General features: G+C 63.1%; 17 protein-coding genes. 10 read left to right on the top strand and 7 right to left on the bottom strand.

What is annotated here, in order from left to right; all coding sequences use genetic code 11:
- Positions 1-5 precede the first annotated feature (5 nt).
- From NKH80_RS02495 to NKH80_RS02480, 4 genes are all read right to left on the bottom strand, one after another.
- Positions 6-170, bottom strand: coding sequence for a hypothetical protein (locus NKH80_RS02495; RefSeq protein ID WP_023675701.1), 165 nt, complete (start codon positions 168-170; stop codon positions 6-8).
- Positions 171-411: 241 nt separating this feature from the next.
- Positions 412-594: a DUF3606 domain-containing protein gene (locus NKH80_RS02490; protein ID WP_023675702.1), complete on the bottom strand. Its 183-nt coding sequence runs from the start codon at positions 592-594 to the stop codon at positions 412-414.
- A gap of 11 nt (positions 595-605) precedes the next feature.
- Positions 606-914 carry a hypothetical protein gene (locus NKH80_RS02485; RefSeq protein ID WP_352475529.1) on the bottom strand — a complete coding sequence of 103 codons (309 nt, stop codon included), beginning with the start codon at positions 912-914 and terminating at the stop codon, positions 606-608.
- Complete coding sequence (locus NKH80_RS02480; RefSeq protein ID WP_352989398.1) at positions 911-1,279, bottom strand: hypothetical protein; 369 nt, start codon at positions 1,277-1,279, stop codon at positions 911-913. Before NKH80_RS02480 ends, NKH80_RS02485 begins: the two co-directional genes overlap by 4 nt.
- A gap of 291 nt (positions 1,280-1,570) precedes the next feature.
- Here NKH80_RS02480 and NKH80_RS02475 point away from each other — a divergent pair, with 291 nt between their 5' ends.
- The gene (locus NKH80_RS02475; RefSeq protein WP_254819631.1) at positions 1,571-2,530 is read left to right on the top strand and encodes a prohibitin family protein; all 960 of its coding nucleotides are present in this window, start codon (positions 1,571-1,573) and stop codon (positions 2,528-2,530) included.
- 60 nt (positions 2,531-2,590) lie between these two features.
- Here NKH80_RS02475 and NKH80_RS02470 read toward each other — a convergent pair whose 3' ends face one another.
- A complete protein-coding gene (locus NKH80_RS02470; RefSeq protein ID WP_352989395.1) occupies positions 2,591-3,157 on the bottom strand; it encodes an RBBP9/YdeN family alpha/beta hydrolase in 567 nt (188 codons plus the stop codon).
- A 109-nt stretch (positions 3,158-3,266) separates the two neighbouring features.
- Here NKH80_RS02470 and NKH80_RS02465 point away from each other — a divergent pair, with 109 nt between their 5' ends.
- Positions 3,267-3,740 (top strand): Lrp/AsnC family transcriptional regulator, encoded by a 474-nt coding sequence (locus NKH80_RS02465; RefSeq protein ID WP_352507777.1) that lies wholly within the window; start codon positions 3,267-3,269, stop codon positions 3,738-3,740.
- Between the two features lie 5 nt (positions 3,741-3,745).
- Here the strand turns inward: NKH80_RS02465 and NKH80_RS02460 are convergent, their stop codons facing one another.
- On the bottom strand, positions 3,746-4,222 hold the full coding sequence (locus tag NKH80_RS02460; protein ID WP_352507776.1) for an Lrp/AsnC family transcriptional regulator: 477 nt from the start codon (positions 4,220-4,222) through the stop codon (positions 3,746-3,748).
- A 156-nt stretch (positions 4,223-4,378) separates the two neighbouring features.
- Here NKH80_RS02460 and NKH80_RS02455 point away from each other — a divergent pair, with 156 nt between their 5' ends.
- Positions 4,379-5,131 (top strand): tryptophan 2,3-dioxygenase family protein, encoded by a 753-nt coding sequence (locus tag NKH80_RS02455; RefSeq protein ID WP_352507775.1) that lies wholly within the window; start codon positions 4,379-4,381, stop codon positions 5,129-5,131.
- Between the two features lie 261 nt (positions 5,132-5,392).
- Positions 5,393-5,824, top strand: a complete 432-nt coding sequence (locus NKH80_RS02450; RefSeq protein WP_254819626.1) for a DoxX family protein — start codon at positions 5,393-5,395, stop codon at positions 5,822-5,824.
- A 39-nt stretch (positions 5,825-5,863) separates the two neighbouring features.
- Here NKH80_RS02450 and NKH80_RS02445 read toward each other — a convergent pair whose 3' ends face one another.
- The gene (locus NKH80_RS02445; protein WP_023675713.1) at positions 5,864-6,169 is read right to left on the bottom strand and encodes a hypothetical protein; all 306 of its coding nucleotides are present in this window, start codon (positions 6,167-6,169) and stop codon (positions 5,864-5,866) included.
- 1,194 nt (positions 6,170-7,363) lie between these two features.
- Here NKH80_RS02445 and NKH80_RS02435 point away from each other — a divergent pair.
- The 6 genes from NKH80_RS02435 (at position 7,364) to NKH80_RS02410 (ending at position 12,057) form a co-directional block, all read left to right on the top strand.
- Entirely contained in the window at positions 7,364-7,771 is a 408-nt protein-coding gene (locus NKH80_RS02435; RefSeq protein ID WP_352989392.1) for a hypothetical protein, read from the top strand.
- 3 nt (positions 7,772-7,774) lie between these two features.
- The gene (locus tag NKH80_RS02430) at positions 7,775-8,173 is read left to right on the top strand and encodes a hypothetical protein (protein ID WP_254819622.1); all 399 of its coding nucleotides are present in this window, start codon (positions 7,775-7,777) and stop codon (positions 8,171-8,173) included.
- Between the two features lie 79 nt (positions 8,174-8,252).
- Positions 8,253-8,804 carry a terminase large subunit domain-containing protein gene (locus NKH80_RS02425; RefSeq protein ID WP_352989389.1) on the top strand — a complete coding sequence of 184 codons (552 nt, stop codon included), beginning with the start codon at positions 8,253-8,255 and terminating at the stop codon, positions 8,802-8,804.
- Positions 8,805-9,081: 277 nt separating this feature from the next.
- Positions 9,082-9,837 (top strand): phage terminase large subunit family protein, encoded by a 756-nt coding sequence (locus NKH80_RS02420; RefSeq protein WP_352823347.1) that lies wholly within the window; start codon positions 9,082-9,084, stop codon positions 9,835-9,837.
- A complete protein-coding gene (locus NKH80_RS02415; protein WP_352752343.1) occupies positions 9,834-10,427 on the top strand; it encodes a hypothetical protein in 594 nt (197 codons plus the stop codon). Before NKH80_RS02420 ends, NKH80_RS02415 begins: the two co-directional genes overlap by 4 nt.
- Before the next feature lie 466 nt (positions 10,428-10,893).
- The gene (locus NKH80_RS02410) at positions 10,894-12,057 is read left to right on the top strand and encodes an acyltransferase family protein (RefSeq protein WP_352691831.1); all 1,164 of its coding nucleotides are present in this window, start codon (positions 10,894-10,896) and stop codon (positions 12,055-12,057) included.
- Positions 12,058-12,253 lie beyond the last annotated feature (196 nt).

The following is a 12,253-nucleotide window of genomic DNA, read 5'->3' as shown; positions in this document are numbered from 1 at the left end:
GCTTCTCAGGAGGCCCGGCTCTGCCGCGTCTCGGAACGGCTCGTCTCGTTGAGCAGCCGGCAGAGCGAAACCGCTTCACGACGGCTCAGGCCGATCAGCGCGATTTCCGAAAATTGCGCCGGCAGATCGTGAACGATGTCCCACACCATCCAACGGCCGTTCGGCTCCATGACACATTCATAGCGCAATAATTGTTCCTGCATCCGACCCCCGGCTTTGCTCACCGGACTGGTACAGCGTCGAGGTAAATGAGTTGTTGCGCCGCGAGAGTATTCCGCGGCTGTCAAAACCAGGCGTTGAATCCCCACAGGGGCGAACCCGACAGGTCACGGCTGACGGTGCCGATACTCTCGACAAGGCGGCAGGGCAGGGACGCTTCCGGCGTGAACGGCGGCCGCCGCCAGAATTGGTTCAGGCGTTGCGGCTCGCCATATGCGCGTCGAGCTTCCTCCTCGAGGGGCCGTAACGCTTGATGATGGTCGCGGCCTCGCTTTGCGGTATGCCGTATTTGCGGGCAAAGGCAGCGACCTCGTATGGCTCTTCGCCGGAAACCAGTTTGCGATCCTGCTTGGTCTTGGATTTGTCGTCGGCCATGGCGTCCTCCATCACATCTGGTCGTTATAGGGCTGCTTGGTCCGGCCGACCATCCTTGCCAGTTCGGCAAAGGACGGTACGCCGGTTTCCCCCTGGGCATTGTTGGCCGCCTGCAGCAGCCTGAGCGGAAAACACACGGCGTCGCGGTTGGATGGCGACATGTCTTCATAGAGACGCTCGTCGCTCGTCATCGCCGCCTCGGCCCGGCGCAACGCCATGTCGACCTCGTCGACCGACAGCAGGCCCTTGTGGACCAGCGCATTGTTGACGGCCGCGATCGCCATCATCAATCCTTCGAGCTGGAGATTGGCGACGTTCATCGTTTTGCGTCCTCGCCGGGCTTGTTGGGGCTGGCCTTGTCGTCTGGCCGGATCACTGCGCGCGGCGGGTTCTGGCCCTCCGAATGCCGGGTCTTGTCGTCGAAATCGTCAGCCGGCCTGGTCAATCCCATGCCGCCGGGGGGCGGCTTGTTGCCGGCCGCATCCTGCGAAAATTGGTCGGCCGCGTCGGGGCTCATCTTTGCCGGATATTTCCTCGCTCCGGTCTCATAGCGGTTCGGGTCGTCGGCCATGTCCTGTGCTCCCGTTGCAATGAGCAGATAACTTTCATGCGGCGGCAGCGGTTCCGTGGCGAAATCGACGTTGCCGGTGCGCAAGCCGTCGCAATCTGTCGGGTTTTCGTGCATCCTTGTGCATGCCAACGATGCTTCGCTCCGACGCGCCGGCAAAATGCTGCTCCTACTGCGGTGGGCGCGACCACGACTTCGAGGATTGCCCGAAGCGCAAAAGTGATGCCGAACGGCAGAAGGAGACGCCAGGCAACGCGTCCCAGCCCGCTGCCGGGGAAATCCGCTAGCCAGCCTGACCACTCCGTCGGTCCGGCCGACCGGCGCGAAGATCCTTCCATGTCGAGAGGATTGCAATGCCGCCACTATTGTGGGCAAAAGCAGCACGGGCAATCGGGTTGGGGTGGGGTAATGACCGAGACGCAAGGCAATTCAGGCCGTCCGCAGGGCAAGCCGGGGACGGCGTCGGGGTCGATCGGTTCCGGCCTGGTCGCACTCCTCATCGTGGCGCTCGGCATCTTTGCGCTGTTTGGATCCTGGTACACGATCGACCAGGGCGACCGCGGCGTGCTCTTGACCAACGGGGCGCTGAGTTCGGTCGTCGATCCCGGACTGCATTTCAAGCTGCCGTGGTTACAGCGCGTCGAGAAGATCAGCCTGCGCCAGCAGGTGCTCAAATGGGGCTGCGAGAACCAGAACGATTGCAGCGGCCTGCCGGCCATGCAGGCCTATTCGCGCGACCAGCAGCCGGCCGACATGCGCGTCACCGTCAACTTCCACGTGCCGGCCGCCGAAGTCAGCAACGTCTACACCAATTACGGATCGATCGAGGCACTGGCCGACCGTGTCATTGCCAGGAAAGCACCGCAGGAGATCAAGACCGTGTTCGGCCAGTACGACGCGGTGTCGGTTATCCAGAACCGGGCGAAGTTCAACAAGGACGTCGCCGACGCCATCGCGGCGGTAACCGACGGCCCGGTGATGATAGACAGCGTGCAGGTCGAGAACATCGACTTCTCCGACGCCTACGAGCAGGCGGTCGAAGCCAGGATGACGGCGCAGGTCGAGGTGCAGAAGCAGGAACAGAACCTGCAGCAGGAAAAGATCAAGGCCGATATCGCTGTCACCCAGGCCAAGGGCCGCGCCGACAGCGTCAAGGCCGAAGCCGAGGCCAGCGCCTACAAGACCAGGGTCGAAGGCGATGCGACCGCGGGTGCCATCAAGGCTCGCGCCGCCGCGATCGCCAACAATCCGCTGCTGGTCGAACTGACCAAGGCGGAGAGATGGAACGGCGAATTGCCGAAGTCGATGATCCCGGGTTCGACTGTGCCGTTCCTGGAGCTCAGCACACCTGCCGCAGCATCGAACTGAGGCGCGGCGCCGCGGCGCAAACCAGATCAGGACGGCGGCGCGGTAGCCGTCCCATTGCGGTCACGGCTGAAGCACGGCGCCTCGGGCGCTTGCTTGCGTTCGCCCGAGAAAACCCGTCAGCAGCTCCATTCCCACCGGCCAGTCGCCGAGCCCGCTGTCGCCATTGATGTGGCCAAGCGGCCCGGCGATATGGAAATCGCTGCCCCAGCGCTCGGATTTCGCCCTGACATAGTCCAGCGAGCCGTAGGGATCGTTGGTGCTGGCGACAATCAGCGACGGAAAGCGAAGCTGTTGTTGCGGCGCGTCGGCGAAGGCCCGGGCCGAGGAGGGGAAGGCCGGCGACGCAGGGTCCGGAACGGCGACCAGCAACGCGCCGCCGATAGAGCGGGGGGAGATCCGCTGCCAGTGTACGACCAGCAGACAGCCGAGGCTATGGGCGACGAGCACCGGCGGTGTCCATGCCTGGCATACAGCGGTTTCCAGTGCTGCCACCCAGTCGTCGAAATCCGGCGCATCCCAACTCGCCGGACTGAACCGCCGCATCGCCGGGCTTGCCTGCTGCCAATGCGTCTGCCAATGGGCTTTGCCCGATCCGCCGATGCCCGGCACAATGATGAAGTCGGTCATGCGAAGCCCTTCTTTCCTGATGCCGCGCGCAATTCTAGGTCTTCTCCTGGGCAGCGGAATGAGAGATCATCGGAAAGCAGCGACGAAATCCGATGGATTAAAGGCGATCATGCGGAACGGCGATTATCGGCCAAGGCTCGATCCCACCGATCTGGCGATCATTGAGATCATGCAGGAGGATGGCCGCATCGGCATTTCCGAGCTTGGCCGCCGCGTCGGACTGTCCCAGCCCGCCACCTCGGAACGGGTGAAGCGGCTGGAGGAGCGCGGGGTCATCACCGGTTACAAGGCGGTGATCAATTCGGCAGCGCTCGGGCTCGGCACCATGGCGGTCATCCGCCTGCGCACCACGCATGAGCATATCCAGGCCTGCCTGAAGAAGTTCGCCCAATTGCCGGAGGTGGTCGAGGTGCTGCGGGTGACCGGTGAGGATTGTTTTCTGGTCAAGGTCGTGGTCCCGTCACCGCCCGACCTTGAAAGCATCGTCGACAGCATCGGCCGGTACGGCACGGTGACGACAAATGTGGTTCTGCGCGCCGAGCAACCGAAGCGGCTGGGACGCGAATTGATAACCAGGGCCTGACCGGTCTATCGCTTGGTCTGCGTATGCCCGACGGCATTGGCGAACGAGATGCCGCCCTTGATCTCGCGCATCGCCATCGAGGTGATCGTGCGCCGCACGCCGGGCAGCCGGCTGAGCTCCTCGCGCAGCATCCTGTCGAGCGCCATCATGTCGACGGTGACGATCTGCAGGAGATAGTCGGCCTCGCCAGTCGTGGCGTGGCAGCGGCGGATCAGCGGATGCTGTTTGACCGCCGCCTCGAAGGCGTCCGACAGTTCGAAATCGATCGACACCTGGATGAAGGCCTCGATGCCGAAGCCGAGCTTGGCTGGGTCGATCAGGGTCGAGTAGCCGCGGATGACGCCGGCGTCCTCAAGCGCCTTGACCCGCTTCCAGCACGGCGTCTTGCTCAGGCCGACCTCATCGGCGAGCGCGGCAAAGGAGGTGCGGGCATCGCGTTCGAGCACCGCGACGATCTTCCGGTCGACCGCATCCAGCATCATTCGTTCTTTCTGTCTGCTTCAGAGGCAGCTTTCGTCCTTCATTTCTCGCCAATCGAATAACAGAAAGGGACAATGTTCGGCAAGAAAGCGATTAGACTCGGGGACCGGGATCCAACAAACGCCTGCGGCCCAACGGCCGCGGCAAGGAGCATGGCCATGGACAAGCAGGACTATTATGCCCGCATCGAAACGCCTGAGATGCGCGACTATGGCGTCTACCTCAAATGCGACAGGCTGCTGGCCTGCCAGAAGCCGCTGGCCGAGATGGTCAATGCCGACGAGCTGCAGTTCCAGATCGTGCATCAGGTCGAGGAGCTGTGGATGAAGCTCATCGCCTATACGCTGGTCGATGTCGTCGATTTCCTGGAAAAGCAGGATACGCATCGCATCGTCACGCTGATGGGACGCGTGCACCGGCTGATGCGGCTGATGACGGCGCAGCTCGACCTGCTCGAAACCATGTCGCCCAAGGAGTACCAGCAGATCCGGCTGCAGCTCGGCAATGGCAGCGGTCAGGAATCGCCGGGTTTCAAGCAGCTGTTGCGTCTGCCGCCGGATCTGTGGCGGGCCTTCAAGACGTCATACCTCGACGGCCGCGGCCTCTCGGTCGAGGATGTCTACGATACCGGCTACGATCACGGCGACAGCTATGTCGTTGCCGAAGCGCTGGTCGAGTTCGACGAGCTGTTCCAGAAATTCCGCGCCAACCACCTCTATCTCATCCACCGCACGATCGGCCTCGGCGCGAAATCGCTGAAGGGCAGGCCGGTCGAATTGCTGGAGGCCGGCGCCCGCCACCGCTTCTTCCCGGAACTCTGGGACATACGCTGGGCGATGACCGACCGCTGGGGCAGCCAGTATGGAACGGTACGGGAGCCGATCAGCAAGCCGGGGGTGAACTTAGGGTAGTTTCAGGCTCGGGTTCCTCGCCTCGCGCGAAGCGGCGGAGAGAGGGCCGCGAAGCGGCCGGAGAGGGGCCTTTTCTTTGCCGGCGCAGTCCCCCTCAACGTCGCGGCTTCGCCGCGCCACCTCTCCCCCATGAATGGGGGCGAGGAAACCTGCCTTCTCCCCGCGCACTTGTCTCCTGCAGGTTTTTCGGGGGATGATGTCGGGCTTGCGGCTGGTGGTGCGTCCTTGGGGCACAACCATCGTAACTCTTGGGAGGACGTCGTGACCTTGGAAACCGCTCAATCAACCGTCCAGTCGCCGTGGCAGACCGCGGCAATCCTCATCGCCCGCCTGATCTTCGCAGCCGTCTTCCTGATGGCCGTGATCTTCAAATTCGTCGATATCGGCGCCACCGCCGGCTATATCGCGGCGGCCGGGTTTCCATTCCCGCTCTTCCTGGCCTGGTGCGCAGCCCTGCTTGAGGTCGTCCTCGTTCTATGCTTCCTGACTGGCGCCTTCTTCTCATGGGCAGCACTTGTCGCCGGCGCCTATGTGCTGTTCCTGGGCTTCGCCTTCCACGGGCCGTCGCACTGGGCCGGCAACCAGGCGGAGTTCGGCTTCTTCGTCGATCACTTCACCTTCCTGGCCGGGCTGCTGTTTGCCGCCGTGCACGGGCCGGGCCGCGTCCTGGCGCTGAGGCTTGGCAGGGGGTGATGCCAAAGCTTGCTGCGGCGGTCATCCTCGATCGCCGCGTCACATCTGGTCGTTGTAAGGTTCCTTGATCTGACCGACCATGCGCGCCAGTTTTGAGAAGGAGGGCATGTCCGTCTCCGGCTGACATTGATTGGCCAGCTCCAGCAGTCGGATCGGGAAGTTGACGGCATCGCGACTCGACGCCGACATGCCTTCGGACCTTTCCTCGTTGGTCTCGCTGGCTTCGGCCTTGCGCAATGCGATATCTATCTCCTCGACGGAGAGCACGCCCTTGCGGACCAGGACCTGATTGATCGATGCGATGGCCATAAGCAGGCCTTCGAGTTGCAGATTGGCGACGTTCATGATTTTTGCTCCCATTGGCTAGGGTTCAAACGCGCGAATGCCTGTTCTGATCCGGACGGTGGCGTCTCGCCGGACATTCCAGTGTGCTTCGCCAATCGGCTACTCTGCGTTTTTTCGCGTCTCAGGTGAATTTTGTTCTTGCTTTGTGCCGGCAGCTATGCTACTAATGTGGGTATGGTGCTAATTGGCTCCAACGACCCGCCCGCCGAGGCGGGTTTTTTGTTTCAGGCTTCTTTTTCGATCAGACGTTACGTGAGCTGGCTATGAAGTCGGCGGGACAGCGTCCCCCCTCTGTCCTGCCGGACATCTCCCCCTCTAGTGGGGAGATTGGCTGTCATTGCCGCTTTCGCCAATTTTGTAGGTGCAAAAAGGCGCTGCCGCCAAAGCTGCCGATCTCCCCCCTCGTGGGGGAGATGTCCGGCAGGACAGAGGGGGGCGCGAAGGAACGCAAGCTTGCCGGCTGACAGCCGAGGCACCGAGGGAAGTTCCCATTTTTTGCCGCCGATGGCACATTTTGTTCTTGCTTTGTGCCGGCAGCTATGCTACTGATCTGAGTAGGGTGCTAATTGGCTCCAACGACCCGCCCGCCGAGGCGGGTTTTTTGTTTCAGGCTCCCTTTCGACCAAACGTTACGTGATCTGCCGGCTGTGAAGTGGGCGGACGCAGCGAGGCGCTGGAACTGCCGATCTCCCCACTAGAGGGGGAGATGTCCGGCAGGACAGAGGGGGCGCGAATGAACACAACCTTGGCGACCGTTTCTTGAGCACAACCTCGCGGCGGGCAAAGGAAATCGCTTTTTTTCACCGTGCCACATTTTGTTCTTGCTTTGTGCCGGCAGCTATGCTACTAATCTGCGTATGGTGCTAATTGGCTCCAACGACCCGCCCGCCGAGGCGGGTTTTTTGTTTCAGGCTTTATCTTTCGATCGAATGATGTGCGTGCTGCCGGCTGTGAAGTTGGCGGGACAGCGCCCCCCTCTGTCCTGCCGGACATCTCCCCCTCTAGTGGGGAGATTGGCAGCTTGGGCGACAGCACCTTTTTTGCATCCTACAAAATTGGCGAAAGCGGTGATGACAGCCAATCTCCCTCCTTGTGGGGGAGATGTCCGGCAGGACAGAGGGGGGCGCGACGGAACGCGACCTCGAGGATCCTCAAATTAGCGCGCCGCCGTGCGCCCATCCCAGGAAAAGCACCATGTCCAACCGTTACGCCACCATCATCATCGACGATGACGGCCGAGAGGTCGTCAGCGCTATTGGCGAGTTCGCCGGCACCGCACCCTATGCACGCCATGGCCGCTTCGAGCAGGTTGTCGTCGGCGTGCGGATCGGCATGGTGCGCGGCGGCCCCGGCGACGCGGTCGGCGGTTTCGGCTTCCCGTTGGGAGCACTCGACGGCAAGGCGGCGGCAATTCTAAGGGCAAGGCTGAATGCGTTGCCCGACGCCAGTACGTTGCGGCCTGGCACGACGACCGATGCGAAATCGGCAAGCCAGCCGCCGAAGCCGAAGTCGGCGCGCGCCGCCAAGAAAGCGAAGCCGCGCAAGCGTATCGTGCGGCCAGGCAACAAGAAGCCGGCGATCTCCGCCGGGACGGCGGAGTAGGGCATGGCCAAAGCTCCTTCCGCCGGCGATCCGCAGCCGCACGATCAAGCACCCGGCAAGCAGACCAGGCGGGCGAAGAAGACGCTGGCCGACGGCTTTCTCGAAGCGATCCGCGCCGATTTCCGCGCCCATGGCGCCGGCGTCATCGCCGAGGTGCGCGCCGAAAAGCCCGACCAGTATCTGAAGCTCGTGCTGTCGGTGCTGCCCAAGGATCTTAGTGTCAACATCAACAATCTGGATGCATTGAGCGATGACGAAATCAGGCAGCGCATCCGCGGCCTCGAAGCCGTCCTTAGGCCGTTCCTCGAGAAGCCGGGCCTCGAAAAAGGCCTCGCACAGCCGGGCGGCAAGGAAGGAATATCTCAGCCTGCTGGCGGAGCTGGACCGGAGGCGCCGCACTAACCAGCTTGCCGCCTATCGGCCCTATCCCCGACAGGCCGAATTCCACGCCGCCGGCGCGACCAATCGCGAACGCCTGTTCATGGCCGGCAACCAGCTCGGCAAGACCAGGGCCGGCGGCGCCGAGTGGGCGATACACCTCACCGGCCGCTATCCCGACTGGTGGCAAGGCAAGGTTTTCGATTGTCCGGTTCGGATGTGGGCGGCCGGCGTCACCGGCGAAAGCACGCGCGACAACCCGCAGCGTATCCTGATCGGCCCGCCGCAGCAGCAGGCGGCGTGGGGCACCGGTATGATCCCGGCCGACGCGATCCTCAGCACGATGGCGGGGCGGGCGCCGGGCGCGCTCGACAGCGTCGTGGTGGACTGGGGCGGCGGTGGCGACGTGCAGGCCGGCGAATCCGTGCTGTCGTTCAAGAGTTACGAGAAGGGCCGCGAGAAGTGGCAGGGCGAGACGCTGCACGGCGTCTGGTTCGACGAGGAGCCGCCGCTCGACATCTATTCCGAAGGGCTGACCCGCACCAACGCCACCGGCGGCATCACCATCGTCACCTTCACGCCGCTGCTCGGCATGTCGGACGTGGTGCTGCTGTTTTTGTCCGCGGAGCAGGTGGGAGGGATGGGGAGGGGATGACAGGGCTGCGAAATCGCGCAACTCGCGTTCCTTCGCGCCCCCCTCTGTCCTGCCGGACATCTCCCCCTCTAGTGGGGAGATTGGATGTCGCATTGGCTTTCGCCAATCTCCAATGCTTGCGGATAAGCGAGACGCTGAAGCTGCCATCTCCCCCCTTGAGGGGGAGATGTCCGGCAGGACAGAGGGGGGCGCTGTCCCACCATCATGAAAACATCTTACCGAACAGCAGCATACGTCCCACCTGCCACCATGATTCAATGCCGCGAGGGTGAAAACAATGACCCGTCACGTCACCTTCATGACCATCGACGACGCCGAGCACTACACGCCGCAGCAGCGCGCCGAGATCATTGCCGCCTATCCGGCGCATGAGCGCGAGGCGCGGGCCAAGGGCATTCCGGTGCTCGGCTCCGGCCGCATCTTTCCGGTGGCCGAGGAGCTGATCGCCTGCGAGCCGTTCCGGCTGCCGCGCTATTGGCCGCGGCTCGGCGCACTCGATTTCGGTTGGGACCATCCCTCGGCCGCGGTCGAGCTTACCTGGGATACGGAAGCCGATGTCGTCTATGTCACGAAGGCCTGCCGTGCCTCGCAGCAGACTCCCGCCATGCAGGCGCTGACGCTGAAACCGTGGGGCGAATGGCTGCCCTGGGCCTGGCCGCGCGACGGCCGCCGCGAGACGCTGGAAGGTGCCGGCACCGCACTTGCCAGGCAATATTCGGCACATGGGCTGAACATGCTCGCCAGCCATGCGCAGTTCGCCGACGGGTCGGTCTCGGTCGAGGCCGGACTGATGGACATGCTGGACCGCATGCAGAGCGGCCGCTTCAAGGTGTTCTCGACGCTTCTGCCCTGGTTCGAGGAGTTCCGGCTCTATCACCGCAGGGACGGCCAGGTGGTGAAGCTGCGCGACGATCTGATGGCCGCGACCCGTTATGGCGTGATGATGCTGCGGGAGGCGGTGGTCGATCCGGCGGTATTCAAGGCGGCGCGGCGGAAGGCCGGGCAGGCCGATCCGCTGGGGTTGTTCAGGTGACCCTCCGCATCATTCCCGCCACGTTGCGCGACCTCTCCTACATCGCCGCCAATCTGCGCCCCGAGGATCGGGCCGAAATCGACTGCCAATTGGACAACTGGTCGCCGGCGCTGCTGGCGCTGACGGCGCTGCAGGGCTTTGCTTATGTCGTCGAGCTCGACGGCAATCCGGAGGCCGGGTTCGGCGCTGCCGAACAGCGGAGCGGACTTTGGATCGCCTGGAGCTGGGGCACGCGCCGGATGAGGCGCTGCGTGCCTGCTATTACGGAGTTCTTTCACGCGGTGCTCGGGCCGGAGGTTGCCGCGCGCGGCGCCTGGCGGGTCGAGGCCCGCGCCTTGGCCGCCAACGGTTTGGCGCTGCGCTGGCTTGCAAGGCTGGGCGCGACGCAACGCTGCCGCCTGCCGGGCTATGGCCGGAACGGCGAGGACTTTCTGCTCTACGACTGGACAAGAAGCTCTGATTTCGGAGAAAACCATGTGCCTTTTTCAAAAGCCGCCGGCGCTGAAGCCGTTGCCGCCGACACCGACCATTGCCGACAAGGACGTGCAGGCGCGCGAAGCCGCGTTACGGGCTCAGCTTGCGGCCAATGATGGCACTGCAGGAACCGTGAAGACCGATTTGTCGCCCGGCGATCTGACCGGCCAGCGCCGCGTGCTGCTGGGGGTTTGACATGGGCGCCATGAGACGAGTGTTCCGCAACCGGGTGCTGGCTTGGTGGTACTGGCGCCGGCACGCAAGGTTGGTGAAGAAGCGGTGAAGCTGCCGATCTCCCCACTCGTGGGGGAGATGCCCGGCAGGGCAGAGGGGGCGCTACCCCACCGGCCTTGGTGATCAATTTGCATTGCCGCCATCAGCTCATTCCGGTGGGGACGAAACTGAGCTTGGCGTTCCTTCGCGCCCCTCTCTGGCCTGCCGGCCATCTCCCCCACGAGGGGGGAGATCGCAGCTTCCGCGTTTTCCGTAACAGCCGAGCGCAATTCGTGTTCCTTCGGCACGGTTGACATTCCTTCCTCAGCAGCCATGCTGCAATGCAACATGGCTATCGAGGAGTCCGGCATGACAGAAGCCCGGTCATCGCGCATCGAGTGCCTGGACGGGCTTCGGGCGCTCGCCGCGATCTGGGTGCTCATCGGACACTGCCTGCTGTTGACCGGCTGGAATATTCCTATTCTCGGCGAGCCCGATCTCGGCGTCGACCTCTTCATCATGCTGTCGGGCTTCCTGATGGTGTTCCACTACCAGCTGCGCCAGGACAAGGAGCCCTGGCAAAGGCCGGAAACTTGGCTGAAGTTCTGGACCCGCCGCTATTTCCGGATTGCGCCGCTGTTCTACGTCATGCTGTTCGCCGCCCTGGCGCTTGGCCCCTATCTCTACCAGTCCAGGATGGTCATCGACGAGTTCCTGCTGCGGTCGCCGCAGGCGCCCGAACGTTATCTCGACAGCGGCTTGAAAAACATCGGCGCCCATCTGCTGTTCCTGTTTGGCCTGGTGCCGAATTTCGCCTATCGCACGCCGCTGCCCGACTGGAGCCTTGGCTTGGAGATGCAATTCTATGCAGTGTTCCCGGCGATTATGCTGTTGGTCCGCAGGCTTGACTGGGTATGGAGCGCCATTCTGGTCGCGGCGACCGGCAGCGCGATCGTGTTCTTGATGGGACAATTGTCGGTGCATTTTCCGATGCCGTCGTTCCTGCCGCTGAAGATGCAGATTTTCCTCTGCGGGATGCTGCTGGCGGGCATCGTCCATCAAAGGCAAAAGCGGCCTTTCGTGCATCTGACATTGGCTATGCTGCTGGCCGCGCTGCCGTTCGGCGGCGGCTATGGGCTGAGCAAGCTTTTGATGCGGGAAGCGCTCGTTGTGGGTTTCTTTGCGCTGGTTCTCTACCGGATGCTGCCGGGAATGGCGGGCACCGTCGCCAGAAAGATCGCCATGACGCTCGCCAACCGGTTCTTTCATCTGATGGGTGAGCTTTCCTTCAGTATCTATTTGATCCATCTGCTTGTTCTCCAGCCGGTCGCGGCTCTGGTCATCACCCAGTTCGGCCACGAATTGTCGGCGCCGCTGCGCTTCGCGATCGTCACTGTCGTCGTCTTGCCGGTGGTGTGCCTGCTGTCCTGGATCACCTATACGCTGATCGAAGTGCCCGGCCAGAAGATGGGACGCTTCGTGGTGCAGCGCTTTGGGCGCAAAGCCGCGCTGGAGACGACGCCGGCGGAATAAGGCGCTTCCAATCTCCCCGCTTGAGGGGGAGATGTCGCCGAAGGCGACAGAGGGGGTCGCCGATCCAAGCGAGACGACCCCCTCTTTCCTGCCGGACATCTCCCCCTCGAGGGCAGGGGAATCGCATATGGCGATTTTGGGGTTGAGTTTAGGCTGAGAAAGGATTCTTTGGAGAGGCAGTTGAGCGAAGGAGCGA

It is taken from the genome of Mesorhizobium sp. M0904 (assembly GCF_040319475.1).
Classification (GTDB): Bacteria; Pseudomonadota; Alphaproteobacteria; order Rhizobiales; family Rhizobiaceae; genus Mesorhizobium.
Note: the sequence above shows the minus strand (reverse complement) of the source record. Positions and strands in the feature narration are given on the sequence as shown.